Raw genomic sequence first — 26,418 nt, 5'->3', positions numbered from 1 at the left:
CGCGCACGGTGGAGCGCTGGTGTTGTAGGAAACCTCCAAAAAACGCGAACGGCGCGCTCAGTGCGTCACGTCCATGCGCTGGGTTCCGATCACCGACAGGAGCCGGAGCGCTTCTTCGGAGGGTGATCCCGGTTCGGCGGTGTAGATGACGAGCTGCTGATCGGAGTCCGCGATGTCCAGTGCGTCGCAATTGACAGTGATCGGGCCGACGAGCGGGTGGTTGAACGTCTTGCGCAGCGTCGGCTCGCGGTCGACGTCGTGGGAGGCCCACAGCTCGGCGAACGTCGCGCTTCCGGCAAGCAGGTCCTCCACCAGGGCTTTCACGTCCGGATCGGCCGGGTAGCGACCGGCGGCGCGGCGGAGTCGCTGAGTGGACGAGCGGGCGAACGCCTCGGTGTCCGAGACTCCGTAGAGCGTACCGAAGAAGGCCCGGCGCATGAGGTTTCGTTCCCGCGGAGGTACGGCCGAGAAATCCTCCATCAGCGCGGCCGCGAGATCGTTCCAGGCCAGCACGTCGAGCGTCGCGCTCGTGACGAACGCCGCCGACAGCGGCAACCGCTCGATCAGGTCGTAGATGCTCCGGCGGACGTCTCGGGGTGGGCCGGGCGGCAGCGCGGGCGGCGCGCCCGCGAGTTCGTGGAGGTGGTCCCGCTCGGCGTCGCTGAGGCGCAGCGCGCGGGCCAGCCCGGCCAGCACTTCGCGGGACGGATGAGGGCCGCGGGCCTGTTCCAGGCGGGTGTAGTACTCGGTCGAAATGAACGCGAGGTGGGCGACCTCTTCGCGGCGCAGGCCCGGCGTCCGGCGCCGCCGCCCGGCGGGCAGGCCGACGTCGGCGGGGGTGATCCGCTCGCGCCGGGTGCGCAGGAAGTCGGCGAGTTCGTTCCGGTCCACGGTGACGAGTGTGCGCCCCGTCCCGGCCCGCAGCCAGGTACCGGCGGTGCCTGGCTGACGGCACCGGCCCGGACGACCGTGGTGGGCATGTTGCTGGAGAACAAAGTTGCATTCATCACCGGTGCCGGGCGCGGTATCGGAGCGGCGGCGGCCCGCTTGTTCGCCCGCGAGGGTGCGCGGGTGCTGCTCGCCGCGCGGACGTCCGCCGAACTGGAGGCCGTCACCGCCGAGGTGCGGGCGTCCGGAGGCGTGGCCGAGTACGTGGTGTGCGATCTCGCCGACGAGGCGAGCGTGCGTTCCGCGGTCGCCCGCGCGGTGTCGCTGTACGGGCGGCTGGACGTGGCCTTCAACAACGGGGCGGTGAACGCCGGGCCCGCCCCCGTGGACGCCGTGGGAGTGGAGGACTTCGATCGGCTGTACCAGGTGAACCTGCGCGGGCAGTGGCTGGCGATGGTCGCCGAGGTCGCCGCGATCCGCTCGACGGCGGGCACCGGGGCGATCGTCAACAACTCGAGTGTCGGCAGCTGGCGGGCGAACCCGGTGCTCCCGGCGTACGGGGCGATGAAACGGGCGCTGAACAGCCTGACCGAGTCGGCTGCGGTGAACTGGGGTCCGGAGGGCATCCGGGTCAACGGCGTCGCGCCGGGCAACACGCTGACCGAGATGATCCGGGCCTGGGAGGCCGACGAGCCCGGCCTGCAGGACCGGCTCGTGGCGGCCACCCCGCTGCGGCGCGGTGCCCAGCCGTCGGAGATCGCCGAGGCCGTCGCCTGGCTGCTGAGCGACCGGGCGTCGTTCGTCACCGGGACCGTCCTTCGGGTCGACGGGGGCGCCGGCGCCTGACTGTCGTCACCCGCACAGTCTCGGCGTCGGGCCGCGAACCAACTGCTCAGCCCGGAGATCGGACCCTTGTGGACGTTGACACGTCACTCTCCAAGGGGGTCCCTGTGCACGCCTTACCGGTACCGGTGCGGCCACCGGCAGCCGTTCTCGTCACGCTTCTGGCCGGCGTCTACGCGGGGTATTTCGGATACCTCGTCACGGCCGGATTTCTCCACCACGACCTGCTGGTGATCGGCCCGGTCCTCGAGCTCGGCGTGTGGGGCCTGCTGCTGACCGGGCTCTGGAACGGCAACAACCTCGCATACGTCCTGGTCACGGTCGCCGCCACGCTCACCGTCGCCGGCGCGTTCCCGGCGCTGTCGGACCTGGACGACTGGCACGACGCCGTCTGGCCGGTGGCGCGCACGGTGTTCGGTCTGGCGGTGCTCGTCGCGCTGCTGTACCCCCGGAGCGTCCGCGCCTACTACGCCCGACGCCGATGAGCACGATGATCTCCGACGCGTCCGTACGGCCGCCGGCGCCGACCATCGTCGCGATCGTGCTGCTGGCGATCCTGCCGGTCCGGCTGGCGTTCGTCACCGTCGGGGAGGTCGTCGGCCTCGACCCCTGGGTCGCGGTGCCGATCGTCTTCCTGGGGCTGTGGACGCTGCTGATCGTCCGGCTCTGGCGGGGCGGGCGGATCGCCTATGCGTTCGCGGTCGTCGCCACGGCGTTCACCATCATGTCCGCGCTCACCACCGCGCTGGCCCCGTTGGTGCCCGAGCTCGACGACACCGGCGAGATCCACGGGTTCGTGGACACCGTCCCGTCGATCACCGGGCTCGCGCTCGCCCTCGCGGTGCTGGCGCTCCTGGTGGGATCCCGCCAAAGCCGTCTGTTCTTCGCCGCCGGTGCTGGGAGGCACAAGTGAACGTCACGACGCCGACGCGGCCGCCGGCCGCCGCACTGGGAGCGATCGTGCTGCTCGCGCTGGTGCCACTGAACCTCGTCTACTCCGGTGTGTCGGACCTGGTGCACGGGGACCTGTGGGGGATCGCTCCCCTGGTCTTCGTCGTGCTGTGGGTGCTGGTCCTGAGGGGACTCTGGCAGGGCGGCCACCGCGCGTACACGATCGCCATCGTCGTCGCGGCGCTGCAGATACTGGCGGCGTTCGTCGCCGGGGTCGGCGTCGTCGTGCCCGGTGTCGATTTCGCGGTGACCAGCGATCGGCTGGAGCACGGGGTGCTGTCGCTGACCCAGCTCGGGCTCGGCGTCCTCGTGCTGGTGTTGTTGCTGGGCTCGCGGAGCCGCGCGTTCTACGCGCGCCGGTGAGCCGGGGAACCCAGGGGCGGGCCGCTGTGCGGCCCGCCCCTTCGCGCTCAGCGGAGCCGCATTAGCGGACGCGATGCCACGGGCCGGTGATCGCCAGGACGTAACCGGGCGTCTGGATGTTCGCGAACAGGATCGAGCCGTCGGCGCTGAAGTTCGGGCCGGTGAACTCGCTGCCGTTGAAGTCGTTGCGGGCCAGCGGGTACGACGCGCCCCGGTCCGTGACGCCGACCAGGTGCTGCACGCCTTCGCCGTCCTCGGCCACGATCACGCCGCCGTAGGGCGAGACCGTGATGTTGTCGGGCCCGTCGAACGGGCCGTCGACGTCCGGGGTCGGGTTGACGCCGAAGATCGTCTCGAGCGTGATCGTGCTCGACCGCGGGTCGTAGAACCAGACCTGGCCGTCGTGCTCGGCGACGCTGCCGTCGGTCTTCCGCGCGTAGCTGGCGACGAAGTACGCGCCGTGGTGCCCCCACCAGGCCCCTTCGAGCTTGCGGCTGTTCGTCACCTGGTCGGCGGTGAACTGCTTGCGCACCGAGGTCTCCGAGGCCAGCCGGTCGGGCACGTCGACCCACTTGACCCGGTAGCGGGTGCCGGGCTTGGTCGCCTGCGAGAGGTCGGTGATGTGGGTCTTGCCGTCGAAGGCGCTCAGCGCCTGGAGCGTGCCGGCCGTGTCGCTCTTCGCCGCGAGCCGCTTGAGCGCGCCCTTGCCGCCGTGGAAGCCGTGCGGCGGGGTCCACCGGTAGAACAGGCCGTGCGGCGTGTTGGCGTCCTCGGTCAGGTAGATCACGTGGGTGTTCGGGTCGACCGCGACCGCCTCGTGCGCGTAGCGGCCGAGGAACTTCAACGCGACCGGGTTCGTGTTCGCGTTCCGGTCGAACGGGTCGACCTCGAAGACGAAGCCGTGGTCCTTCGTGAACGGGGCGACCGCCTTCTGCTCGGTCTCCTCGCAGGTCAGCCATGTGCCCCAGGGCGTCTTGCCGCCGGCGCAGTTGTTGTGCGTACCGGCCAGGCTGACGTACTCGCGGATCCGCTTGCCGTGGCGGTCGACGTCGATGTTCGTCGTGCCGCCGCCGGCTCCCGGGTCGTAGACCAGGCCCTCGATCGCCGGGACCGGATACGGCTCGGTGCCGTCGATCTCGTGGTTGTTCACCAGCGTGAGGCCGCGGTGGCTCGGGTAACCGGCCGTGCCGTCGGCGTCGCTCGGCGTCGGCTGGCCGGACTCGAGCGTGGTCTTGCCCGCCTCGGCGACGATCGAGTACGTGAAGCCCTTGGGCAGTGCCAGCAGGCCTTTCGGGTCCTTGACCAGGGCGCCGTAGCCGGTGCTCTTCGCCACCGGGGCGGCGGTGGCACCGGTGCCCGCGATCGCCTCGAAACTGCCGGCGAACGTGATGCCGAGGGCACCGGCGGTACCGAGGCGGAGAGCGTTACGTCGGGAGAGTGCGTCGGTCATGAGGGGAGCTCCTTCGCGACTGCGTCTGGATCGACGCAAACCTTTCGGCACGGGCCGGAACGGAGCTCGTAGTCCTCAGTGAACAGGAGGAAAACTGTCTAGTAGTTGCCGTTGTTCTGGAAGTTGGCCCAGGCATCGCAAGGGGTGCCGTATTTGTTCTTGATGTACCCGAGGCCCCACCGGATCTGGGTCGCGGGGTTCGTCCTCCAGTCGTCGGCGACCGAGGCCATCTTGTTGCCGGGCAGCGACTGCGGAATGCCGTACGCCCCGGAGCCCGGGTTCTCGGCGTCGACCCGCCAGCCGCTCTCCTTCGTCCAGAGCTGTTCCAGGCAGGTCATCTGCGTGGTCTCGAAGCCGAACTCCGACAGCAGCGCGCATCCGGTGTTCTTGGCGCCGGAGTACGTGTTGCAGTCGACCGGAGCGCTCGGGACCGGCGCACCGCTGGTCCCGTTCTCTTCGGCCTCCTCGGCGCGCTTGCCGCGCGCCTTCTCCGCGCGCTCCGCGGTCTCCACCGCGCTCTTCTGGGCGGCCGAGGCCTTGTCGGCCGCGCGCGACTGCGCGGTGTCGAGCTTCTGCTTCTGTTCCGCGAGCTGCTCCGCTGCGGTCGGGCCCTCCGACTGGGTGCCGGTGTTCCCGTCCGGCGTCCGCTGGTCCCCGGGAGCGTCCGCCTGCAGGTCGTCTTCTACTTGGACGCGATCGGGGTCGCCGTCGCGCAGGACGGTGACCGCGACGCCGATCGCCGCGCACAACACGAGCGCGACGACGGCCGACAGCCGGACGAGGACGTGCTTCCGCTGCCAGAACGGGCCCTGGGGAGCCGGCGGCTCGGTCGGAACCTCGGCGTCGGCCCCCGAAGGGCCGCCCCGCCGGGGCGGGGCGCCGGGAGCGTCAGCGGACCATCCGAGCGACGCGGTCTGGGCGGGGCCGGCGCCGGGGCCGGCGCTGGGGCCGGGACCGGGGCCGTGCGGGGCGTTGGGGGCGTGCGGGGCGTTGGGGGCGTGCGGGGCGTTGGCGCCGGACGCGGCCGGGAGCGCCTCGGTCGGCGTGGAATTCTGTCCGCGGGAGGCGGACCATCCGACGGAGGCGGTGTCGACGGTCGGCGCCGTGTCGATCTCCGCCGGGCGCTGCGGCTGGTGGGGTGGCTGGCGGAGTGAGGTCAGCTGGGCGGTGGGGTCGTCGGTCGCGCCGACCGGCCGGAGCTGCTCGGTCTCGTCGACCGCGACGTCCCTCGAGTGCCGCCCACGCCGTAACCCACTAGCGGGAAGCTCCGGATAGGACGCCAGATCCGGGTCCGGGTTGGGGCGCCGGGCCGGCTCACTGGCCCGGTAGGCGTCCCAGTTCCGGTACGGATCCCGGGCGCCCGGCGAGGCCCAGTCGCCCTCGGCGCCGTCAGCCGGAGCGTCGGGGTGGGCCGCACCGACCCCGGACCGCTCGCCGGCCGCCTGCCGGTCCCACTCCCGAGCCGCCTCGAGCGCCGAGGAGGACTGCTCACCGCGGTACCCGCCGTCACGGCGATCGTCCGTCGTCCGTAAGGAGTCATGCTCCCGCAGCGAACCCGCCGCCCGGTATCCGTAGCCGTCGTCGCCCTGGCCGTCGCGCTCGCCGTAGCTGTCGCGCTCGCCGTAGCCCTGGGCCGCAGACGGACCTGACGCACCGTAGGCATCGAGTCCGCGGGCGCCGTCCGGCGCACGGACCGAATCGCGGTCGCCGTAGCCACCCGGCGCAGCAGAGTGCGGGGCACCAGAGTGCGGGGCAGCAGAGTCCCGCGCGCCGTACGCATCCCGCGCGCGAGCGCCATCCGCGTCACGACCTGCGCCGCGGTAGCTATCCGCGCCGCGATACTCCGCAGCCGCCCGGCCCGGTCCGTCAGGGTGGAACTCGTCAGCGCGGTACGTCTCGGCCTCGCGGGCCGCCGCCGACCAGTGGTCGGCCTCGGCCTCTCGGCTGCCGCCGGGTGCCCACCCTCCACGGTCCGGCGCCGGCGGGCGGTACGGCTCGATCTCCGCGCCACCCCCGGGAGCGCGGTAAGACTCGGTACTCGTGCGCGGCTCCTGCACCGCATACGGGTCGGCCTCACGGCGAGGCGCCGGCGCCCGATAGGCCTCAATGGACCGTCCCGGCTCGCCGCTCCCGCGCCCTTCAGTACCCGCGTCCCAGGTGTCGCGCCCCGGCCGGCCCTCACCCTCCCAGCGCGACTCCGGCGCACGGTACTCCGAAGCATCTCGGCTCGCATAGGCGTCGATGCGCGGCTCCGGCGCACGGTATGAAGCCGCCTCGTGGCCCGAGTCCACGTAGGCCTGGTCCTCGCGACGCGACTCCGCCGCCCGGTGGACGTCCACCCGCGTCTCCCGGCGCGCGTCAGAACGCGGCTCTACCTCACGGCGCGCGTCAGCACGCGGCTCCGGCGACCGGTACCCCTCAGAACGCGGGTCGGGCGACCGATACGCGTCGGAACGCGGCTCCACCTCACGACCCACGTCAGACTGCGGCTCCAGCGGCCGGTACCCGTCAGAACGCGCATCCGCCTCACGGCGCGCGTCAGACAGCGGGTCGGGTGACCGGTACGCGTCAGAACGCGCATCCACCTCACGGCGCCCGTCAGAGCGCGCCTCCAGCTCCCGCCGCGCGTCAGAACGCGGGTCGCGTGACCGGTACGCGTCAGAACGCGGCTCTGCCTCTCGGCGCGCGTCAGGACGCAGGTCGGGCGACCGGTACGCATCAGGGCGCGGCTCGGCCTCACGCCGCGCGTCAAGGCGCGGGTCTGGGGACCGGTACGCGTTCGCCTCGCGGCGGGGGGCAGGCGGGCGGGAAACGTCCCGGCGCGGGGCCGGGGTCCGATAGGAGTCGACGCTCGGGCGGCGCTCCGACGGCGGACCGCCGTCGGCGCCTCCCCACCAGTTCACCGGCGTCTCGGCGTCCGGCAGCTCCGGCGGAACGAACTCCGGCTGACCCGGGTCCTCGGACCGAACCGAACCCTCGCCCGGCTCCTCACGCAGTCGATAATTCACCGGTGCTGGTCCGTCCCGAGCGCTGGACTTCCGGCCGCCCGTAAGCTCCTGACCGGTAGTGCTGCGTTCATGAATACCTCTCGCGTCGGATCACGCACCGGCGCGGGTCCCCTCCTACCGCGCGCGCACCTCGAGGCAAGGTACCGAACTCTCCGGCGCCTGGCCCCCGGGAGTACCCAGATCAATACATCCGTTACCGGTAGCCCCGGACGAACGGCGGATGTTTCCTCCCCCTCAGGTGTCGAATCCCGCCGTCGTGCCGGATCACGCCGACCCGCCAGATCGTCGACCCGGCTGCTCGTCGCACCGTCCACGATGGCCCGACCGCGGCGCTGGTGCCCTCACCGGTCGTCGCGCTGAACCACGCCGGGGCGGCCGCGATGACCGACGGCCCGGCCGCGGCGCTCCCGCTGGTCGATCGGCTCCGACGACCTAAACCGCTTCTACCTGCCGGCCACCCGGGCCGACCTCCTGCGCCCCCTCGGCCGCGGCGCCGGCCCGTGCCGCCGCCATCGCCGCCATCGCCCCCGCCGCCATCGCCACCTCCACCGTCACCACCGCCACCGCCACTGCCGCCATCGCCACCACCGCCACCGCTGTCGTCGCCAGCGCCGTCGCCGTCACCGTCGTCGCCACCACCGCTGTCGTCGCCGTCGTCGTCACCGTCACCGCCACCACCGCTGTCCTCGCCAGCGCCGCCACCGTCGCCCCGTCGCCCGCCACCACGGCAGCCGCCATCGCCGCCGCCCCCGCCGACATCGGCGACGAGGACGACCGCGCTCGCGGCCTGGGCCCGGCCGGCGTCGGGCGTCGGGCTCGGCCACCGTCGTCGAACTGTCGAGAAGATCCGCGCCGCCGACCGTCGCGCCCGCACCGCGGACATCCCCTTGACCCCACCCCTAAAGTGGAGGTTACCTCTTTTTAAAAGCAACCCCCGAAAAGAGGACGCCGCTATGAAAAACTGGTGGACGCTAGCCGCCGTAGGCCTCGGCGTGCTGGCGGTGGGGCTCGACGGCACGGTGCTGTCGGTCGCACTCCCGACGCTGGCGAGCGGACTCGACGCGTCCCAGTCCGACCTGACCTGGTTCTCCTCCGGCTACCTGCTGGTGCTGGCAGCCGCCACCCTCCCGGCCGGCGTGCTCGGAGACCGCTTCGGCCGCAAGAAGGTGCTGCTGGCGTCGCTGGTCGCGTTCGGCGCCGGCTCGGTCGTCTGCGCCTGCGCCGGAACCCCCGCGGTCTTCCTCGCCGGGCGCGCACTCCAAGGCGTCGCGGGCGCCGGTGTCACGGTGATGGCGCTCTCCGCCCTCGTCGTCCTGTTCCCGGACGAACAGCGACCGAAGGCGGTGGGCGTCTACCAGGCCGCGAACTTCCTCGCGCTGCCGCTCGGCCCGCTGCTCGGCGGGTGGATGCTCACGCACGTCTGGTGGGGCTGGGTATTCCTGATCAACGTTCCGGTCGTGCTCCTCGCGCTGGGTGCCACCGTCGCGCTCGTCCCCGAGTCCCGGGCCGCCGAGCGACCCGGGCTCGACCCGGTCGGCACCGCGGCTTCCACGCTCGGCCTGGTCCTGACGATCGGCGGCCTCATCCGGGCCGGCGAGAAGTCCTGGACCGACCCCGGGGCGCTGACGCTCCTCCTCACCGGCACCGCCGCTATTGCCGGCTTCGCCGTCTGGGAGCGTTTCGGCGCCAGTCGTCCGCTGGTCGACCCGGCGTTGTTCCGGTCGCGGTCGTTCCTGTGGGGTTCCGCGCTCGCCGCCGTCGCGGGGGTGGCGATGATCGGCGTGCTGTTCGTGCTCCCCCAGTTCTTCCAGGACGTCCAGGGAGCCGACACGTTCTCGTCCGGACTCCGGCTGCTCCCGCTGATCGCCGGCATGGTGCTCGGTGCCGCGCTGGCCGCCCCGCTCGGCCGCGCGGCCGGCACGAGGGCCGCGACCGCGATCGGTTTCGGGATCCTCGCCGCCGGTCTCCTCCTCGGCGCCGCCGGTGACGCCGGTTCCGGCCTGCTCGCCACCAGCACCTGGATCGCCCTCGTCGGCGCCGGTACCGGCACGACGCTGGCCACGGCGACGTCCGCCGCGTTGTCCGGGCTCGACGCCGAACGCAGCGGCGTCGGCTCGGCCGTCGTCCAGGCGTTCCAGAAGACCGCCGGACCGTTCGGGACCGCGATCTTCGGCAGCGTCCTCGTCGCCGTCTACCAGCACCGAGCGCCGGCGGGGGCCGTCCGCGGGTTGTCCGAAAGCGTGCCTCCGACGCTCCGGGAGGCGGCGATTCTGGCCTTCGTGGCAGGATTTCGGGTGTCCCTGCTGGTCTCCGCGGCGGTAGCCGTGGTGGGTGCGGTCGCTGCGATGGCGCTGCTGCCGAGCAGGCACGCGACCCAGGATCCACCGTCGCGGAGGGAACAACCGGATGCCGTCCACCGCTGAGCGCCCGACGCTGGGCCTCCGTGAGCGCAAGAAGGCGCGTACCCGCGCCACGATCCAGGCCCACGCCCTGCGGTTGTTCCGCGATCAGGGCTACCAGGCCACGACCGTCGAACAGATCATCACCGCGGCCGAGGTGTCGGAGACGACGTTCTTCCGATACTTCCCCACCAAGGAGGACGTCGTCCTGCACGACGACTTCGACCCCGGGATCGCCGACTCGCTGCTCCGGCAACCGGCCGACCTGTCTCCGGTGGCCGCGGTCCGCCGGGCCCTGCAGGCCCACTTCGACCGCCGCTCACCCGCCGAGGTGGACGATATGCGCCAGCGCCTGACGCTGGTGGTCGCCGAACCCGCGCTGCGGGCCGCGATGCTCGACCAGTACACGCAGGCGCTGCGGCTGATCGCCGGCGTGCTGGCCGACCGCGCGGGCCGGCCCGGCACCGACCTCGCGGTGCGGACGGTCGCCGGCGCGGTCGTCGGCACGCTGATGGCGTCGCTCGAAGCCTGGGCCGACGACCAGTCCGCCGACCTGGCCGCCGTCGTCGACGAAGCCCTCGATCACCTCGAACGCGGGCTGCAACTCTGACCCACCAGCGCTCTGACCTGCCAGAGCTCTAACCCACCAGCGCTCGGAGCCGCTCCGCGGTCTGAGCGTCGGCGGGGAAAAACGACTCGATCACGAGCTCGTCCACCGTCACGTCGGCGGCGGTCTCGACGGTCGCGGCGATAGCGAAGAACGACAGCTCACCGTCCTCGTGCCGCAGCCGGAGCGGCAGCACGACGTCGGTGGGCGCCATCCCCGGCGCGGTCCCGCCCGGGTAGCCCGACAACTCGGTGTGGAGCGCGGCCAGTTTGGCGTCGCCGGTCAGCTCGGCGCGCCGTCGGACCTGTCCGAGCAGGTGGGAACGCCACTGGCCGAGGTTCGCGATCCGCGACGCCAGGCCGCCCGGGTGCAGCGACAGCCGCAGGATGTTCACCGGCGGCTCCAGCAGCTCCGGTTCGACGTCGGCTAGGAAGATCATGATCGCGTCGTTCGCCTCCAACATCTCCCACCAGCGGTTGATCAGCACGGCAGGGTGCGGTTCGTGGCCCTTGAGCACCGCGCGCAGCGCGGCCTGGACGCTGGCCAGCTCGGGTGCGTCGAGCCGGTGCTGGGGGTAGCGCGGCGCGTAACCGCCGGCCAGCAGGATCTGGTTGCGCTCGCGCAGCGGCACGTCCAGATGCTCGGTGATCTTCATGAGCATCTCCGGAGTGGGGCGCGAGCGGCCGGTCTCGACGAAGCTCAGGTGCCGGGTCGAGATCTCCGCCTGGGACGAGAGCTCCAGCTGGCTCAGACGCCGCCGCTCACGCCATTCGCGGAGCAACTGGCCGACCGGCCGGTCCATCTGTGCGCTGGTCACGTTCAGGACGGTAGCCAGCCGACGTCACCCGCGCGATTACCTCGGAGGGAATCGACCCGCGGCGGTCGGCCCGGCGAACATCGGCGACGTTCCCAGTAGGTCCGCGGAAAGGATCACCGCCATGTCCGACCTGATCGAGCGTTACCTGTCCGTCTGGAACGAAGACGACCCGGCGGCCCGCCGGACGAAACTGGCCGAGCACTGGGCCGAGGACGTCACGCTCGTCGACCCGCTCGTGCAGGTGAAGGGCCGCGACGCCATCGAGGCGACGATCGCCGGGGTCCGCGAGCAGTTCCCCGGTCTGGTGTTCACCCCGGTCGGCACCGTGGACGCCCACCACGACGTGGCCCGGTTCCGCTGGGGCCTCGGTCCGGCCGACGCCGAGCCGCTCGCGATCGGCTTCGACGTCGTCACGCTCGACGCCGAGGGCCGCATCGCGTCCGTGGTCGGCTTCTTCGACAAGCTCCCCGTCTGAGCCAGGGGGTCCGGGGCGGCCCAGGGCGGCCCGGGGCCAGGACCGAGGCAGCGGCCCGGGCCCTCGCGAGGGCCCGGGCCGCTCGGGTTCGCGCTCGCTGAAAAGAATTGGGGAAATCTGGGAAGAGGGTGGGAGATCGATCGGGTTCGGTCAGCGAGGCGAATGTCGTGGCAGTCTTCTCGTAGCAGCCTCTCGGCGACAGAAGACATTCTCACGATCAGGCCCGCGATCGCCCATTCTCCGTCACCGCGATTCGTCGAGAGGACTCCGATGGCCGAGGCCCGTTTACTGGTCGTCGACGACGAGCCGAACATCGTCGAATTGCTCGAGACCAGCCTCTGCTACGCCGGTTTCGAGGTGCAGACCGCGTCGACCGGGCGGGAAGCGGTCGCGGCGATCAGCGAGCGCAGCCCCGACCTGGTCCTGCTCGACGTCATGCTGCCCGACATCGAGGGGCTCGAGGTGTTGCGGCTCCTCCGCACGACCGGCAGCCGGGTCCCGGTGTTGCTGCTCACCGCACGCGACGGCACCGACGACAAGATCGCCGCGCTGACCCTCGGCGCCGACGACTACGTCACGAAGCCGTTCAGCCTCGGCGAAGTGCTGGCCCGGATCCGGGCGCTGCTGCGCCGGGCCGCCGGGCCGGACGCGATGGCGCCCGGGCAGGCGTCCGCCCGGGAGGCTTGCGGCGACCTCGAAATCGACCGGGAGACGCACGAGGTCTGGAAGGCCGGAAAACCGGTGGCGCTGTCGCCGACCGAATTCCGGCTGCTGGTCTATTTTCTCGACAATGCCGGGAAGCCGGTCGCCAAGTCCACAATTCTCGAGCAGGTCTGGGCCTACGACTTCGGGCACGATTCCAACCTCGTCGAGTCGTACGTCTCCTATCTCCGGAAGAAGGTCGACACGACCGAACCTCGACTCATCCACACGGTCCGAGGCCTCGGCTACTTGATACGAGCGCCCCGGGCGATGTGAACCACCCCTCAGCCCGCCGCCGAGCGTCGAGGCGCACCAGCAGCCGCCGCGGCCAGTTTCGCTGCCAGCTCCCCGGCCCGATCCCGCAGGTCCGGCGGCTCGAGGATCTCGAAGTCGTGGCCGAGCAGCAGCACGTGGGCGAGCACCGCGTCGAGGTTCGCGCCGCCGCTGATCAGCTCGCAGGCTCCGCTCGCGTGTGGGCGGACGAGCGCCGCGGACGCCGGCACCTGCGCCCGGACGGTCTCGACCGGCGCGTGCACGAGGAACCGCGCCTGCCGCGGATAGACCCGGCTGGCCACCCCTTCCTGGACGAACGTGGCCGCGTCGGGCGCGTCCGTCCGGGGCCGGTAGTGCCAGGTCCGGGCCGCGACGTCGGTCATCCGGTCGACGCGGAAGCTGCGCCAGTCGTCCCGATCGACGTCGTAGGCGAGCAGGTACCACCGCCGGTCGGAAGCGACGAGCCGGTACGGCTCCACCCGGCGCCGCCGGACCTCGCCTCCGGACGGGTAACCGAAGCCGGCTTCGACCTCGTCCCGGCAGGCACGGGCCAGCGTCATCAGCACGTCGGGATCGATCGGCGTGCGGCCGCCGCCGAACGACTCCACGGACTCCGCCAGCGCACGCACCTCGTGCCGCAGCCGGGCCGGCAGCACCCGGTCGAGTTTGGTCAGCGCCCGCAGCGCGGCGTCACCGGCGCTGGCGACGCCGCCGCCCGCACCGGCGAGCAGCGAGACCGCGGTCGCGATCGCCTCGGCGTCGTCGAGAAGCAGCGGCGGCAGGTCCTGTCCGGGGCCGAGTTGGTAGCCGCCGCCGGTGCCCTGGCTCGCGTGCACCGGATAGCCGAGCGTCCGAAGCCGTTCGACGTCCCGGCGGACCGTCCGGGCCGTCACCCCGAGGCGCCCGGCGAGCTCGGGACCGGTCCAGACCTGGCGCTGCTGCAACAGGCCGAGCAGCGCCAGCACGCGCTCGGTGGTGTCCATGACGTCCAGGCTCGCAGACCTTGCGGACAGATCCTGTCCGCTCGGGGTGCCAGAGTGCCCACATGGACGAACCCGAGTGGAACCGAGCGCTGCGCGAGCAGTGGGAATTCCAATGGAAGCACCAGGTCCGCCCCCGGCTGCAGGGCCTGACCGACGACGAGTACTTCTGGTCGCCGGTCCCGGACGCGTGGAGCGTCCGGCCGCGCGGGACGTCGAAAGCGCCGATCCAGGGTGGCACCGGGGACTTCACGGTCGACTTCGCGTACCCGCCGCCCGACCCGGCGCCGTTCACGACGATCGCCTGGCGGCTGAATCACGTCATCGTCGGCGTGCTCGCGATGCGCAACGCGTCGCACTTCGGTGCCCCGGCCGCGGACTACGACAACTGGGACTACACCGGCCGCGCGTCCACCGCTTTGGACCAGCTCGACGAGCAGCTCGACGTCTGGCTGGCCGGGGTGCGCGGCGCCGCGCTCGAGGTGCCGGTGGGCCCGAAGGAGCCGTTTCCGGACGCGCCGATGGCCGACCTCGTCCTGCACATCCACCGCGAGCTGATCCACCACCTGGCCGAGGTCTGCCTGCTGCGCGACCTGTACCTGCATCTGAACGGAGCCGCCCGATGAGCCGCGAATTCCAGGTCACGTTCGACGCCCACGACCCGCGCGCACTATCGGTGTTCTGGGCCGACGTGCTCGGTTACGTGGTCCCCGGCCCGCCGGGGGTGACGGTGCCGGAGGGTGCCGACCCACTGGCCGCGTGGGACGAGTTCCTGGCCCGGATCGGCGTGCCGGAGGCGCAGTGGAACAGCCGGTCGGCGATCGAGGACCCGGACGGCAACCGTCCGCGGGTGTTCTTCCAGCAGGTGCCGGAAGACAAGGTCGCGAAGAACCGGGTGCACCTGGACGTGCGGGCGGCTCCGGGACTGCAGGGGGACGAGCGGATGGCCGCGCTGGAGGCCGAGTGCGACCGGTTGGTGGCTCTCGGCGCGAAGCGCCTGGCCCGGTACGAGCCCGCGCCGCCGATGGACTCCGGGCACATCGTGATGGCCGATCCCGAAGGCAACGAGTTCTGCCTCGACTGACGGCCGGGCCCCGGCACACCTCGCGTCGGGGCCAGGACCGGCCGCACCCCGGGCGTCGGTTCCCGGCGCGCAGCTCTCAGTCGTCGGCTCGCACCCGGTTCCGCAGCAGCTCCGGCGTCGAGATCGACCACTCCTTGACCTGGCCCCACTCGATCCGCACCGCGGGCCGCTCCTCGTCCTGGCACCGGTGATACCGCGGCGCCTGGCGCCCGAAGTCGGCCTCGAGCTTGACCCGGAGCTCGTCCTCACTGCGGCCGAACATCCGGATACGGTAGGTCGCCTCGTCGATCGTGAGACCGAAGCCGTATTCGACCGGGGCGCGCAATCCAGAACGCATGGACGCAGGATACGTACATGCGTTCGATAAAGTCGAGACCTCGGGAGAGGATTTCGCGGACCCTTTCGATCGGCGGGACGGCGCCGCGAACGTCCCGCAAAGGGTTGGACGGGACGACTCGCGGGCCGGTAGCTTGCCGGTGACCGTGACACCGCCCGGGGAGGTGAGACCCATGAACGCTGTAGCGATGTGGGTGCTCCCCGACCCGTCACGGGCGGGCGACTGACGCAGGTGTCGCCGGGAGTGCCTCCACCAAGGCACTCTCGAAAGGCAACACCTCATGTTCGACGTGGTTATTGCCGGGTGCGGGCCGACCGGCGCGATGCTGGCCGCCGAACTTCGGCTGCACGACGTGCGGGTCCTCGTCCTGGAGAAGGAAACCGAGCCCACTTCGTTCGTCCGTATCGTCGGCCTGCACATTCGCAGTATCGAGCTGCTGGCCATGCGCGGACTCCTGGAGCGTGTGTCCGAACACGCGAGGAAGCGTCCGGCGGCCGGTTTCTTCGCCGCGATCCCCAAACCGGTGCCGGAAGGCCTGGATTCCGAGTACGCCTACCTGCTGGGGATCCCGCAGCCGGTCGTCGAGCGTCTGCTCGGAGAACACGCGATCGCGCTGGGCGCGGAGGTCCGGCGCGGCTGCGCGGTGGCCGGGTTCACGCAGGACGACGACGGTGTGACGGTCGAGCTCACCGACGGGGAGCAGGTGCGTTCGCGCTACCTCGTCGGCTGCGACGGGGCGCGCAGCACCGTGCGCACGCTGCTCGGCGTCGGCTTTCCGGGTGAAGCCTCGCGGAGCGAGACGCTGATGGGCGAGCTGGAAACGGACCTGCCGCCGGACCAGATCGCGGCCCACGTGGCCGCCGTCCGCGAGAACGACGAGCGGTTGCAGTTCGGGCCCTCCGGCGACGGGGTCTACCGCGTCGTGGTTCCGGCCGTGGGAATGCGCTCCGAGCCGCCGACCGTCGAGGATTTCCGGATCGCGTTGCTCGCGATCGCGGGAACCGACCTCGGCGTGCGGGGCGCGCGGTGGATGTCGCGATTCGGGGACGCCACCAGGCTGGCCGAACGGTACCGGATCGGGCGGGTGCTGCTGGCCGGCGACGCGGCGCACATCCATCCGCCGGCCGGTGGACAGGGGCTCAACCTGGGTCTCCAGGACGCGTTCAATCTCGGCTGGAAGCTGGCGGCGCAGGTCCGGGGCTGGGCGCCGCAGACACTGCTCGACACCTACCAGGCCGAGCGTCACCCGGTCGCCGCGGAGGTGCTCGACAACACTCGCGCGCAGCTCGAGCTGTCGTCCGCCGAGCCGGGACCGCAGGCCGTGCGGAGGCTGCTCACCCGGCTGATGGACTTCAACGAGGTGAACCGCTACCTGATCGAGAAGATCACCGCGATCGACGTGCGCTACGACTTCCGCGAGAGCCCCGGCCCCGGCGGACGCCCCGCGGTCCGCGACGGCTCCGACCTGGTCGGACGCCGCCTCCGCGACATCGGCGTGAAGCAGGGCCACCTCTACGGGCTGCTGGCGCGTGGCCGGGGCCTGGTGCTGGACCGCACCGAACGCCTGGCCGCCGGCGGCTGGTCGGACCGGGTCGACCACCTCGCGGATCCGACCGCCGCACTGGATGCCCCGTGCGTCCTGCTACGCCCCGACGGCCACGTCGCCTGGATCGGCGACGACCAACCGGGGCTGAACGCCCACCTGTTCCGCTGGTTCGGCCCACCCGCCGACTGATCGCCGGCCGGACCGAGCAGCCGCCGACACTCACCCCAGGGCCAGAACCAGACCGGCTGCTATCAGCACTGCGGCGGTCACGCCGTGGACACCCAGCGCCGTGGCGAGCTTCCCGCCGTTGGTGCGCACGATGACGGCGTCCGCGATCGGGGTGATCGCCGCCGCGACCAGAGCCCAGCCGAGAGCCGCCGGGCCCGCCGCCGCCCAGACCACGAGCGGTACGACACCGGAGGTGATGTCGCGGACGCCCTTGATCGCGGTCAGCGCTCGGACGTTGTCGGCGGCGACGCCGAAGTCGAGCGTCGCGCGCCGAGGGGACAGGAGGAAGCGGGTGCCGAGGACGACGATGGCGACACAACCGAGGATCGCGACCAGTAACGCGGCGAGGTGCATGAGAGAGGGTCCTTTCGAGTAGCGACGTTAGATAACGATGCTAGACTACAACCATGTCGCCTCGTCCAGCCCCAGATCTCGACCTCCGACGCGAGCAGGTCCTCCGCACGACCCGACGCGTGGCCGAGTCCGAGGGCTGGTCCGCCGTCACGATGCGCCGCCTCGCCGCCGAGCTCGGCGTCACCCAGCCGGTGGTCTACTCGGCCTTCGCCGGGCGCCAGGCGCTCGTGGACGCGGTGGCGCTGGCCGGCTTCGGCGACCTCGCCGCCGCGCTCGAGGCGGTCGAGGCCACGCCGAGCGCACGGATGCGGGCCTACCTCGACTTCGCGACCGCGCACCCCCGGGTCTACGAGGCGATGTTCTCGATGCCGACGGGTCTGCCCTTCGCCGCCGACGACACCCCCGAACCGCTCCGGCGTGCGTTCTCCGGCATGCGGGACGCGTTCCCGGACGACCTCGGCGTCCGGGCCGAGGTCGTCTGGTCGACCCTGCACGGCCTGGCCACCCTCGAGGCCGCCGGACGCCTGGACGACGGCCAGGCCCAGGCCCGGTTCGCTCTGGCCCACCACGTGCTCACCCGGCCCGGTCCCGACTGACTCACCCGGCCCGATCCGGCCGCCTCCTGCCCTCTGCGATCGATTCCTTTCGCCGGCCGCCGGGGTCTACCCCACGAGAGGTACCGACACGGAAGAGGGCCGACGAGCATTCCCGCGACCATGCCCGCGCTGCAGCAGACCTCACTGGACGGCCCGCGGGCCCTCCGGCTGATCACCGACGCACCGGTGCCTCGTCCCGGCCGCGGTGAGGTCCTCGTCCGGGTCACCGCGGCCGGCGTCAACTACCGCGACGTGATGCAGGCCCGAGGCACCTCGGGCAGCGACCCCGTCCTCCGTTCATCGCCGGTTTCGAAGCAGCCGGTGAGGTCGTCGCGATGGGCGAAGCGGTGACCGGCCCGCAACCTCGGGGTGCTGATCCGGGCCGAGCCGCAGATCTTCGCCGAGCTGTCCGCGCTCGTCGCCGCCGGCGTGGTGACGCCCGGCCGGCCGACGGTCCACGACCTGGCCGACGGCCCGAAAGCGCTGGCGGAACTGGAAGCCCGGACGACCGTCGGCAAACTGGCCCTGGTGCCTTGACGCTTCCCGGCCCCGACCAGTTCGCCGCCGAGACCGGGCGGTTCCGCCGGGAGCTGCTGGCGCACTGCTACCGCATGGTCGGCTCGGCCCACGACGCCGAAGACCTGGTGCAGGAGACGTATCTGCGGGCCTGGCGCGCCTACGCCGGGTTCGAGGGGCGGTCCTCGGTGCGGTCCTGGCTCTACCGGATCGCGACAAACGTCTGCCTGACCGCCGTCCGGCCGCGCCCGATGCGGGTCCTGCCCTCGGGCCTCGCCGGCCCCGGCCGGGTCGCCGAGAGCCAGGCCGCGGACGGCGACGTCCGCTGGCTGGAACCGCTGCCGGACGCCTGGATCTGCGACGACGACCCGGCCGCCGTCGTGATCGGACGCGAATCGCTGCGGCTGGCGCTGATCGCCGGTCTGCAACACCTGCCCGCCCGCCAGCGCGCGATCCTGCTCCTGCGCGAGGTGCTGGCGTTCTCCGCGGCCGAGACCGCGGAAATCCTCGGCACCACGACCGCGGCGGTCAAGAGCGGACTGCAGCGCGCCCGCGCCCGGCTGAGCGAGGTGGACCCGCGGCCGGAAGACCTGCTCGAGCCGACCGACCCCCGGGCTCGCGCGCTGCTCGACGGCTACCTCGCGGCGTTCGAGCGCTCCGACGCGAACCTGCTCGAACACGTGCTGCGCACCGACGCCACGCTGGAGGCCACACCGTTCCGCGAATGGCAGGCCGGCCGGGCGGACTGCATCGCCCTGCTCGAGACGCAGGTCATGGGCGCGCCGGGCGACTGGCGGCTGATCGCCACCACGGCCAACGGCCAGTCCGCCGCGGTCGTCTACCACCGGGGCCGTGCCGACGGCGTGGTGGTACTGGCCGCCACCGCCGCCGGCGTCTCCAGCGTCGTCAAGTTCCACGACCCGGCGCTGGTCGCGGCATTCGGATTCCCGGAAACCTCCGGCTGAGACGACGCTCTCCCGCGCTGCCGGACTCCTCAGAGGACCGATCCGGTCCTCGCTGATCGGCTCCGCGCCGGGCGCCGACCGCTTACCCTCCGGTAGGTGGACATCGGCATCACGACGTTGCTGAACCGGGGCGTGCTGGCCGGTTGGCGGTGGCTCGACCAGATCGGCAAGATCACGCCGGGCACCCGGGCGGCGTCGAAGTTCGGCAGCTTCGGTGCGCACTCCAGCATCGGTTTCCCGTCGGCGACCCTGATGAACACGCGGTCGATCCACGTCGGGTCGGGAGTGATCGTCGGGCGTCAGGTGACGCTCTCGGTCGGCTACGGGCCCGACTACCCCGAGCTTCCCGAGCGCGGCCTGGTGATCGGTGACCGGTGCGTGATCGGTGACCGTTCCGGTCTGGTCGCCCACGAGTCGATCGAGCTCGAGGACGACGTCTGGTTCGGTCAGGACGTGTTCGTGTGCGACGCCAGCCACGGCTACCTGGACCCGGACCTGCCGATCGGGAACCAGTTCGGCGGGCACCACCCGGTGCGGATCGGTTCCGGCTCGTGGGTGGGCCACGGCGCGATCATTCTGCCCGGCACCACGATCGGGCGGAATGCGGTCGTGGCGGCCGGGTCCGTGGTCCGCGGCGAGGTCGCCGACCACTCGGTGGTCGGCGGCGCACCCGCGAAATTGCTCCGGTGGCTCGAGCCCGGCGTCGGCTGGGTCGGCCGCGGCGGCGACGTGCGCCCGGTCCGCCGCGGCCACTTCGGCGGCGGCTTCGACGTCTCCGCCTGAGTCCCACGGCCTCGACGTCTCCGCCTGACCCCCGCGGGCCCGACCTCTCCCGGACCGCTCAGCCCCGTGGCATCGGCGCCAGGCGCACGAGTTGCGTGACGTGCTCCGGCGTCAGCTCCTCGAGCGTGTGCGCGCCCAGCAGCTTCATGGTGCGGACCACCTGGTCGGACAGGATCTGGATCATCCGGTCCACACCCTCCCTCCCGCCCGCCATCAACCCGTACAGGTAGGCCCGCCCGACCAGCGTGAACTTCGCACCGAGCGCGATGCTGGCCACGATGTCGGCCCCGTTCAGAATCCCGGTGTCGACGCTCACCTCGACGTCCTTGCCGACCTCGCGGACGACGTCGGGCAGCAGGTGGAACGGGATCGGCGCCCGGTCGAGCTGGCGGCCGCCGTGGTTCGACAGCAGGATGCCGTCCACCCCGAAATCGGTGAGCTTCTTCGCGTCTTCGAGCGTCTGCACGCCCTTCACCGCGAGCTTGCCCGGCCACATCTCCCGGATGATCCGCAGGTCCTCGAAGCTGATCGTCGGGTCCATCGCCGCGTCGAGCAGCTCACCCACGGTGCCGCCGGTCGACGACAGCGACGCGAACTCCAGCTTCGGCGTCGTCAGGAAGTCGTACCACCACCACGGCCGCGGCACCGCGTTGGCGATCGTCCGGATCGACAGCTGCGGCGGGATCGAGAACCCGTTGCGCTTGTCGCGCAGCCGCGCACCGGCGACCGGAGTGTCGACCGTGAAGAACAGCGTGTCGAACCCGGCCTTCGCGGCCCGCTCGACCAGCCCGTACGAGATCTCGCGCTGGCGCATCACGTAGAGCTGGAACCAGTTGCGGCCGTTCGGGTTCGCCGCTTTGACGTCCTCGATCGACGTCGTGCCGAGCGTCGACAGGCAGAACGGAATGCCGGCCGCTCCGGCCGCGCCGGCACCGGCGGTCTCGCCCTCGGTCTGCATCAGCCGGGTGAAACCGGTGGGCGCGATGCCGAACGGCAGCGCCGACCGGGCGCCGAAGACCGTCGTCGACGTGTCGACGTTCGCGACGTCGGACAGGATCGACGGGTGGAACTCGACGTCGGCGAACGCCTGACGGGCACGGCGGAGCGAGAGCTCCGACTCGGCGGCGCCGTCGGTGTAGTCGAACGCGGCCCGCGGGGTGCGGCGCCGCGCGATCCGGCGCAGGTCTTCGATCGTCAGCGCCGCGTCGAGCCGGCGCTTGCGCCCGTTGAACTGCGGCTTCTTGAATTGCATCAGCTCGCGTAGCTCGGCGGGCCGGGGGAACTGACGCTCGACCATCGTGTCTCCTCGAGAAGGCGGCCTGGTCAGGATATTCCCGGACTCGGACCGCCAGGTCGGGCGGTCCACCGGCCGGGGGTGCGCCTCCCGGTCGAGACCGGCGCCGGGTGATCCCCGACGATGAACCCATGCTCGACAGCGCTGTCGCCGATCGCCCACGTGCTGCTCGGCCCCGGCGACCGGGCCCCGGTGCCGCGTTCGGTGGCCGGTTGGTCGCCGCGCGTCGTCACCGTGTCGTCGCTCTCGAAGGCGCACGGCGCACCCGGCCTGCGGGTGGGCTGGCTGACCACGACCGACGCCGACCTGTACACGCGGCTGCGGGAGGCGAAGTTCCTCTCGACGGACGTGGGTGGCCGACGCGCTGAACGGCTAGATCAGACGTCCAGCAGGGCGTTCTCGACGACTTCGGTCAACGCCGGATGGATGTAGAGGACGTCCCGGCCGATCTGGTCGACGGTCTGGCCGAGCGTCATCGCCTGGATCAGCGGCTGGATGAGCAGCGCCGCTGACGGACCGATGAGGTGGGCTCCGAGCAGCGTCCGCCGCTCGGGATCGACCAGCACCTTCACGAAACTCGTGGTGTCTTCCAGCGCCCACCCGAAGGCGGTGTCGGAGTAGTTCCGGACCCCGGTCCGGTACGGGATACCGGCGTCCCTGGCCGCCTGCTCGGTCAGGCCGATGCTGGCGACCTGCGGATCGGTGAACACCGCGTGCGGCGCGAGCCGGAACGGCAGCGGGCGGAGATCGTCCGGATGGAGCAGGTTGTGCCGGACCGTACGCACCTCGGCGTTGGCCATGTGTTTGAGCTGGAAGTGGTTGGCGATGTCGCCGAGCGCCCAGACCCCGGGTACGGACGTGCGGTACGTCTCGTCGGCGGCCACGTGGCCGTGCTCGTCGACGTCGAGGCCACCGGCGGCGACGTCGAGCAGGTCGGTGTTCGGCCGTCGTCCGACGCATACCAGCAGGGCGGACGCTTCGACCGTACCGCCACCGCTCACCGTGACCGCGACGCCTCGGCCACTGCGTCCGACCGCGGCGACCTGGGCGTCCACCAGCACGTTCTGCCGACGCCGGGCCAGTTCGGTGAAGCGGGCCGAGACGTCCTCGTCCTCGGCCATCAGCAGCCGGGGACCGCGCTGCACGACCGTGACCCGGGAGCCGAACGCGGAGAACACGTGGCCGAACTCGGCCGCGATGAAGCCCCCGCCGATGATGACCAGCGATTCGGGGATCTCGTCGATCCGCATGATCGTGTCGGAGGTGTAGTAGGGCACGTCGTCCAGGCCCGGGATGTCCGGCACCACCGGGCGGGAACCGGCGGCCAGGACGATCGTCTCGCCGGTGATCCGCTCGTCGCCGACCTGGAGCGTCTTCGGCCCGACGAACCGGCCGGCGTCGGTGTAGACGTCGACGCCGTTCGCGCGCCGGTACTCCAGCGCGCTCTCGTGCAGCGGGTCGATCCGGCCGAAGACGCGATCACGGATGGCCTTCCAATCGATCCGGTCGACGCTCGCGTGGACGCCCAGCCGACCGGCCTCCCGCACGCCGACTGCTGCGTCCGCCGCCACGACGAACATCTTCGTCGGGATGCAGCCCCGGTTGAGGCACGTACCGCCGAACCGGTCGGACTCGACGACGGCGGCGCGCAGATGGGCCGTCTCCTCGTTGAGCAGCATGTTGCCGCTACCGGCGCCGACCACCACGATGTCGTACTGCCGCACGTTGGCTCGCTTTCGTGAGGTTGATACCCGCTCGATAGTGCCGGGCCGGTGCCGCTCACGACGTGAGCCATGCCGGATCGGCACGGCTCGCGTTCCGGGCTCTCGGGTCAGACGTCGCTGCAGTTCAGGTCTCCGGCCGGGAGGCGGCCGGTGGTGAGGAACGTGACCGTGGCCCGGTCGGCGCACTTCGAGCCGACGTCGTAGACGTAGTGGCCGCCGTTGTCGACGCCGACGAACCCGGCGCGGTGGCCGAGGGCGTCCTTCAGCCCGAGCGCGCCCTCCCACGGGGTCGCGTTGTCGCGCCGGTTCTGCAGGATCAGGATGTTGCGCGGGCCGTGATCGGTGACGGTCACCGGCGCCTCGATCGGCTCGTCCTCCCAGAACGCGCACGGCCAGACGTTCGCCGGCATTCCGCCGGTCAGCGGGTAGGCCGCACGATCGGCGGCGGTCTTGGCCGCGTACTCGTCCAGGTCCTTCGACCAGGGCCCGTCACCGCAGGTCAGCGCCGCGAACATCGTCGACTGGTTGTCGACCGGCACGCCGGGGGTGCCCGGGTGGGCGGCGAACGCCTGCTTCAGGACGGCGGCGTCGGCGTCGGTCAGCCGGCCGTCGGCCAGGTCCGCGGCGGCCCGCCACAGGCCGACCAGCACCGGCAGGTTCTCGTTGCGCATCAGCAGGCCGTAGGTCAAGTGGCGGACGATCAGGCCGTTCACCGAGGCCTTGGTGCCCGGGACCGGCGCGGGCTCGCGGTCGAGCCGGTCGACGAGCGCGAGATACGACTTCGTGACCTCCGGAACCGTAGATCCGAATCCGGCCTTCCGCGTGATCGCGACCTTCGCCGCGTCCGCGAACCGATCGTTCATTCCCTGGCCCCAGAGCGCGATCTGCCCGGACCAGCCCTTGGTCGGATCGACGTTCCCTTCCAGCACCACCCGGTCGGTGTTCCGCGTGAACAGCGACGCGTAGACGGTTCCGAGGTAGGTCCCGTACGACTGGCCCCAGTACGAGATCTTGCGCTCTCCGAGCGCCCGCCGGATCCCGTCCAGGTCCCGGGCCGTGTTGGCCGTCGTGTAGAACTTCAAATTCTTGGCGGACGCCGCCGAGCCGCACGTTTCGGCCACCGTGCGGGCGAATTCGACGTTGCCCGCGGTCGAGCCGTCCGCGGCCGGGTACGGGAAAAGCCCGAGCGGGTTGGGGTCGGGCAGGCCGCAGCTCTGCGGGGTGCTGTGCCCGACCCCGCGCGGGTCGAAGCCGACCAGGTCGTAGGCGTCGCGGACGGACGCGGGGAGCGTCGACGCGAACTGGCTGGGCACGTCGAGGCCCTCGAGCGCGGGGCCGCCGGGATTGAGTAACAGCACCCCGCGGCGCTTCTGCGGCTTCGCGGTCGAAAGCCGGGAGATCGTGACCGTGATCTGTTCGCCCCCGGGATTCCGGTAATCCAGCGGCACCTTTATTTCCGCGCATTTCTGGCCGGGGTTCCGCGGTTGTTCGTCAGGTGCTTGCGCCGGGCAGTCGTGCCAGTCGAGAGCACTTTTGGCGGTCGCTGCCTGCGGCGCGAAAACGCTGATCAGTGCCGTCGCGGCGAGCATGGCGGCGAGTCGTCGTGTGGTCATGGCGAGGAAATTAGCGAGGGTCGCGCCGATCGCGAGTCACCCTCAGCCGGACGAATTCCGGGGCCGTGTCCCCCGTGCGAGCTACCCGGAATTCGTCCTCCTCAGGGTGACTCGCCGACCCGGCCGGAATTTCTACTGTCTTCCTCAGGAACGCGGCACCGGTCGCGACGGATCAGGGAGTGATTTCAGATGGAGAACTCGACCCCCGGGTGGCTGCGGCCGATGTGGGCGCGGCTGACCGTCCTGCTCGTCGGGTTCGGCGCGGTGATGGCGGTCGTCGGGACCCTCACCAGCGCGCTGGCCGGCACCGGGGTGGGTTCGCTGGTGGTCGGGATCGGCGGCGCGATCGGTGCGCTGTGGCTCTACCGGAAGGTGATCGGCCGGATCGAGCAGCGTCCGGTGACCGAGGTCGACCGGGCCACGGCCCGGCGGGGCCTGGGCCGGGGCGCGCTGCTGGGCCTCGGGCTCTTCACCGCCACCTTCGCCCTGATCGCGATGTTCGGCGGGGTCGAAAGCCTGGGGTGGGGATCCGCGGTCGCGTTCCTGGCCGCGGTCGGCATCAACGCCGGTGCCGCGGTGACCGAGGAGATCGTGTTCCGCGCGGTGCTCTTCCGGATCGTCCAGGAGCGGTGGGGTACGCCGGTCGCGCTGACCGTCTCGGCGCTGCTCTTCGGGCTGCTGCACCTGGTCAACGACGGTGCGACCCTCTGGGGCGCGATCGCCATCGCCATCGAGGCCGGTCTGATGCTCGGCGCCGCGTACGCCCTGACCCGCAGCCTGTGGTTCCCGATCGGACTGCACTTCGGGTGGAACCTGGCCGAGGGTGGCTTGTTCGGCACGACGGTCTCGGGTTCGACGAACCACGGCGGCCTGCTCCACACGGTTCTGGACGGGTCCGCGGCGCTGACCGGCGGCGGGTTCGGCCCGGAGGCCAGCGTGATCGCGATCGCCGCCTGCGGCATCCCGGCGGTGCTCTTCCTCCGCGCGGCCCGTACCCGGAACCGCGCGCTGGCCGCCTGAGCCTCTCCGCCCGAGGCCGCGGTCCCCCGGGACCGCGGCCCTCCCGCGTCCCCGCGGCCCCGTGTCTCCGCGACCGCAACCCGGCCGGCACCGCGACTCGGCCTGGGCCGAAGCCCTCTTCCCGCGACCGCAGCCCCGGCCGCGATTCCTTGGCCGCAGCTCCTCCGGAGCCGCAACCCCTGCCGCGACCCCCCGGCCGCGACCGCCGCCCACCGAGACCGCGGCTCCTCCCGAACCGCCACCCTCACCCGTGACCGTCGCCCTCCCGGAACGCAGCTCCTCCCGGAACGCAGCTCCTCCCGAACGCAGCTCCTCCCGGAACGCAGCTCCTCCCGGACCGCAGCCCCTCCCGCGACGGCCGCCTTCCGGGACCACAGCTCGTCCGAGGCCGCAGCTCGTCCGAGGCCGCAGCCCTACCGCAACCGCCGCTCTTTCCGGGACCGCCCGTCCTCCGGCACCGCAGCCCTCCCGACGCCGCCGTTCCCCCCGGCACCGCCGTCCCCCCGACACCGCCGTCCCCCCGACACCGCCGTCCCCCCGACACCGCCGTCCCCCCGACACCGCCGTCCCCCCGACACCGCCGTCCCCCCGACACCGCCGTC

29 protein-coding genes are annotated in these 26,418 nt (G+C 71.8%); 18 read left to right on the top strand and 11 right to left on the bottom strand.

Going from position 1 to position 26,418, the window contains the following annotated elements:
• Positions 1-57: 57 nt before the first annotated feature.
• Positions 58-891 carry a helix-turn-helix transcriptional regulator gene (locus tag ACIBZJ_RS30495; RefSeq protein ID WP_395935662.1) on the bottom strand — a complete coding sequence of 278 codons (834 nt, stop codon included), beginning with the start codon at positions 889-891 and terminating at the stop codon, positions 58-60.
• Positions 892-978: 87 nt separating this feature from the next.
• Here ACIBZJ_RS30495 and ACIBZJ_RS30490 point away from each other — a divergent pair, with 87 nt between their 5' ends.
• The 4 genes from ACIBZJ_RS30490 (at position 979) to ACIBZJ_RS30475 (ending at position 3,045) form a co-directional block, all read left to right on the top strand.
• A complete protein-coding gene (locus ACIBZJ_RS30490) occupies positions 979-1,734 on the top strand; it encodes an SDR family NAD(P)-dependent oxidoreductase (RefSeq protein WP_395935660.1) in 756 nt (251 codons plus the stop codon).
• Positions 1,735-1,838: 104 nt separating this feature from the next.
• The gene (locus ACIBZJ_RS30485; RefSeq protein ID WP_395935658.1) at positions 1,839-2,216 is read left to right on the top strand and encodes a hypothetical protein; all 378 of its coding nucleotides are present in this window, start codon (positions 1,839-1,841) and stop codon (positions 2,214-2,216) included.
• Positions 2,213-2,644: a hypothetical protein gene (locus tag ACIBZJ_RS30480; protein WP_395935656.1), complete on the top strand. Its 432-nt coding sequence runs from the start codon at positions 2,213-2,215 to the stop codon at positions 2,642-2,644. The genes ACIBZJ_RS30485 and ACIBZJ_RS30480 overlap by 4 nt, the downstream gene beginning before the upstream one ends.
• Positions 2,641-3,045, top strand: coding sequence for a hypothetical protein (locus tag ACIBZJ_RS30475; RefSeq protein ID WP_395935654.1), 405 nt, complete (start codon positions 2,641-2,643; stop codon positions 3,043-3,045). Before ACIBZJ_RS30480 ends, ACIBZJ_RS30475 begins: the two co-directional genes overlap by 4 nt.
• 61 nt (positions 3,046-3,106) lie before the next feature.
• On the opposite strand, the gene ACIBZJ_RS30470 is transcribed toward ACIBZJ_RS30475, so the two are convergent.
• From ACIBZJ_RS30470 to ACIBZJ_RS30460, 3 genes are all read right to left on the bottom strand, one after another.
• Positions 3,107-4,495, bottom strand: a complete 1,389-nt coding sequence (locus ACIBZJ_RS30470; protein WP_395935652.1) for an alkaline phosphatase PhoX — start codon at positions 4,493-4,495, stop codon at positions 3,107-3,109.
• Positions 4,496-4,593: 98 nt separating this feature from the next.
• On the bottom strand, positions 4,594-6,834 hold the full coding sequence (locus ACIBZJ_RS30465; protein ID WP_395935650.1) for a hypothetical protein: 2,241 nt from the start codon (positions 6,832-6,834) through the stop codon (positions 4,594-4,596).
• 1,101 nt (positions 6,835-7,935) lie between these two features.
• Entirely contained in the window at positions 7,936-8,241 is a 306-nt protein-coding gene (locus ACIBZJ_RS30460) for a hypothetical protein (RefSeq protein ID WP_395935648.1), read from the bottom strand.
• A gap of 215 nt (positions 8,242-8,456) precedes the next feature.
• Between ACIBZJ_RS30460 and ACIBZJ_RS30455 the strand changes: the two genes are divergently transcribed.
• A complete protein-coding gene (locus ACIBZJ_RS30455) occupies positions 8,457-9,926 on the top strand; it encodes an MFS transporter (protein ID WP_395935646.1) in 1,470 nt (489 codons plus the stop codon).
• Complete coding sequence (locus ACIBZJ_RS30450; protein WP_395935644.1) at positions 9,910-10,512, top strand: TetR family transcriptional regulator; 603 nt, start codon at positions 9,910-9,912, stop codon at positions 10,510-10,512. Before ACIBZJ_RS30455 ends, ACIBZJ_RS30450 begins: the two co-directional genes overlap by 17 nt.
• Before the next feature lie 28 nt (positions 10,513-10,540).
• Here the strand turns inward: ACIBZJ_RS30450 and ACIBZJ_RS30445 are convergent, their stop codons facing one another.
• On the bottom strand, positions 10,541-11,332 hold the full coding sequence (locus ACIBZJ_RS30445; protein WP_395936264.1) for a helix-turn-helix domain-containing protein: 792 nt from the start codon (positions 11,330-11,332) through the stop codon (positions 10,541-10,543).
• 115 nt (positions 11,333-11,447) lie between these two features.
• Between ACIBZJ_RS30445 and ACIBZJ_RS30440 the strand changes: the two genes are divergently transcribed.
• Both ACIBZJ_RS30440 and ACIBZJ_RS30435 read left to right on the top strand, forming a co-directional pair.
• Positions 11,448-11,801, top strand: coding sequence for a nuclear transport factor 2 family protein (locus ACIBZJ_RS30440; protein ID WP_395935642.1), 354 nt, complete (start codon positions 11,448-11,450; stop codon positions 11,799-11,801).
• Positions 11,802-12,071: 270 nt separating this feature from the next.
• Entirely contained in the window at positions 12,072-12,779 is a 708-nt protein-coding gene (locus ACIBZJ_RS30435; RefSeq protein WP_395935640.1) for a response regulator transcription factor, read from the top strand.
• Between the two features lie 8 nt (positions 12,780-12,787).
• Here the strand turns inward: ACIBZJ_RS30435 and ACIBZJ_RS30430 are convergent, their stop codons facing one another.
• Positions 12,788-13,759, bottom strand: a complete 972-nt coding sequence (locus ACIBZJ_RS30430; RefSeq protein WP_395935638.1) for a helix-turn-helix transcriptional regulator — start codon at positions 13,757-13,759, stop codon at positions 12,788-12,790.
• 62 nt (positions 13,760-13,821) lie between these two features.
• Here ACIBZJ_RS30430 and ACIBZJ_RS30425 point away from each other — a divergent pair, with 62 nt between their 5' ends.
• Complete coding sequence (locus tag ACIBZJ_RS30425) at positions 13,822-14,382, top strand: DinB family protein (protein ID WP_395935636.1); 561 nt, start codon at positions 13,822-13,824, stop codon at positions 14,380-14,382.
• Entirely contained in the window at positions 14,379-14,840 is a 462-nt protein-coding gene (locus ACIBZJ_RS30420) for a VOC family protein (protein WP_395935634.1), read from the top strand. Before ACIBZJ_RS30425 ends, ACIBZJ_RS30420 begins: the two co-directional genes overlap by 4 nt.
• Positions 14,841-14,916: 76 nt before the next feature.
• Here the strand turns inward: ACIBZJ_RS30420 and ACIBZJ_RS30415 are convergent, their stop codons facing one another.
• A complete protein-coding gene (locus tag ACIBZJ_RS30415) occupies positions 14,917-15,177 on the bottom strand; it encodes a hypothetical protein (protein WP_395935632.1) in 261 nt (86 codons plus the stop codon).
• 280 nt (positions 15,178-15,457) lie between these two features.
• Between ACIBZJ_RS30415 and ACIBZJ_RS30410 the strand changes: the two genes are divergently transcribed.
• Positions 15,458-16,912, top strand: a complete 1,455-nt coding sequence (locus ACIBZJ_RS30410; RefSeq protein ID WP_395935630.1) for an FAD-dependent monooxygenase — start codon at positions 15,458-15,460, stop codon at positions 16,910-16,912.
• A gap of 30 nt (positions 16,913-16,942) precedes the next feature.
• Here ACIBZJ_RS30410 and ACIBZJ_RS30405 read toward each other — a convergent pair whose 3' ends face one another.
• The gene (locus ACIBZJ_RS30405; RefSeq protein ID WP_395935628.1) at positions 16,943-17,305 is read right to left on the bottom strand and encodes a DUF4267 domain-containing protein; all 363 of its coding nucleotides are present in this window, start codon (positions 17,303-17,305) and stop codon (positions 16,943-16,945) included.
• A 53-nt stretch (positions 17,306-17,358) separates the two neighbouring features.
• Between ACIBZJ_RS30405 and ACIBZJ_RS30400 the strand changes: the two genes are divergently transcribed.
• The 5 genes from ACIBZJ_RS30400 to ACIBZJ_RS30380 all read left to right on the top strand — a co-directional run bounded on the left by ACIBZJ_RS30400 (position 17,359) and on the right by ACIBZJ_RS30380 (position 20,165).
• Positions 17,359-17,901, top strand: coding sequence for a TetR/AcrR family transcriptional regulator (locus ACIBZJ_RS30400; protein ID WP_395935626.1), 543 nt, complete (start codon positions 17,359-17,361; stop codon positions 17,899-17,901).
• Between the two features lie 120 nt (positions 17,902-18,021).
• Positions 18,022-18,252 (top strand): hypothetical protein, encoded by a 231-nt coding sequence (locus ACIBZJ_RS30395; protein ID WP_395935624.1) that lies wholly within the window; start codon positions 18,022-18,024, stop codon positions 18,250-18,252.
• 18 nt (positions 18,253-18,270) lie between these two features.
• A complete protein-coding gene (locus ACIBZJ_RS30390) occupies positions 18,271-18,438 on the top strand; it encodes a zinc-binding dehydrogenase (RefSeq protein ID WP_395935622.1) in 168 nt (55 codons plus the stop codon).
• The gene (locus ACIBZJ_RS30385; protein ID WP_395935620.1) at positions 18,435-19,382 is read left to right on the top strand and encodes an RNA polymerase subunit sigma-70; all 948 of its coding nucleotides are present in this window, start codon (positions 18,435-18,437) and stop codon (positions 19,380-19,382) included. Before ACIBZJ_RS30390 ends, ACIBZJ_RS30385 begins: the two co-directional genes overlap by 4 nt.
• A 96-nt stretch (positions 19,383-19,478) precedes the next feature.
• A complete protein-coding gene (locus ACIBZJ_RS30380) occupies positions 19,479-20,165 on the top strand; it encodes an acyltransferase (protein ID WP_395935618.1) in 687 nt (228 codons plus the stop codon).
• Between the two features lie 58 nt (positions 20,166-20,223).
• On the opposite strand, the gene ACIBZJ_RS30375 is transcribed toward ACIBZJ_RS30380, so the two are convergent.
• Complete coding sequence (locus ACIBZJ_RS30375) at positions 20,224-21,462, bottom strand: alpha-hydroxy acid oxidase (protein ID WP_395935616.1); 1,239 nt, start codon at positions 21,460-21,462, stop codon at positions 20,224-20,226.
• 120 nt (positions 21,463-21,582) lie between these two features.
• Between ACIBZJ_RS30375 and ACIBZJ_RS30370 the strand changes: the two genes are divergently transcribed.
• Positions 21,583-21,891 carry an aminotransferase class I/II-fold pyridoxal phosphate-dependent enzyme gene (locus ACIBZJ_RS30370; RefSeq protein WP_395935614.1) on the top strand — a complete coding sequence of 103 codons (309 nt, stop codon included), beginning with the start codon at positions 21,583-21,585 and terminating at the stop codon, positions 21,889-21,891.
• Here ACIBZJ_RS30370 and ACIBZJ_RS30365 read toward each other — a convergent pair.
• Together ACIBZJ_RS30365 and ACIBZJ_RS30360 are read right to left on the bottom strand one after the other, a co-directional pair.
• Positions 21,837-23,183: a mycothione reductase gene (locus ACIBZJ_RS30365; protein ID WP_395935612.1), complete on the bottom strand. Its 1,347-nt coding sequence runs from the start codon at positions 23,181-23,183 to the stop codon at positions 21,837-21,839. The genes ACIBZJ_RS30370 and ACIBZJ_RS30365 overlap by 55 nt on opposite strands.
• Before the next feature lie 107 nt (positions 23,184-23,290).
• Positions 23,291-24,796, bottom strand: coding sequence for an alpha/beta hydrolase (locus ACIBZJ_RS30360; RefSeq protein WP_395935610.1), 1,506 nt, complete (start codon positions 24,794-24,796; stop codon positions 23,291-23,293).
• Positions 24,797-24,985: 189 nt separating this feature from the next.
• On the opposite strand from ACIBZJ_RS30360, the gene ACIBZJ_RS30355 reads away from it, so the two are divergent.
• Positions 24,986-25,816: a lysostaphin resistance A-like protein gene (locus ACIBZJ_RS30355; protein WP_395935608.1), complete on the top strand. Its 831-nt coding sequence runs from the start codon at positions 24,986-24,988 to the stop codon at positions 25,814-25,816.
• Positions 25,817-26,418: the final 602 nt, after the last annotated feature.

Origin of the sequence: Cryptosporangium sp. NPDC051539 (assembly GCF_044454545.1) — a bacterium.
GTDB lineage: Bacteria > Actinomycetota > Actinomycetes > Mycobacteriales > Cryptosporangiaceae > Cryptosporangium.
This window is presented reverse-complemented; position numbering and strand designations above follow the sequence as displayed.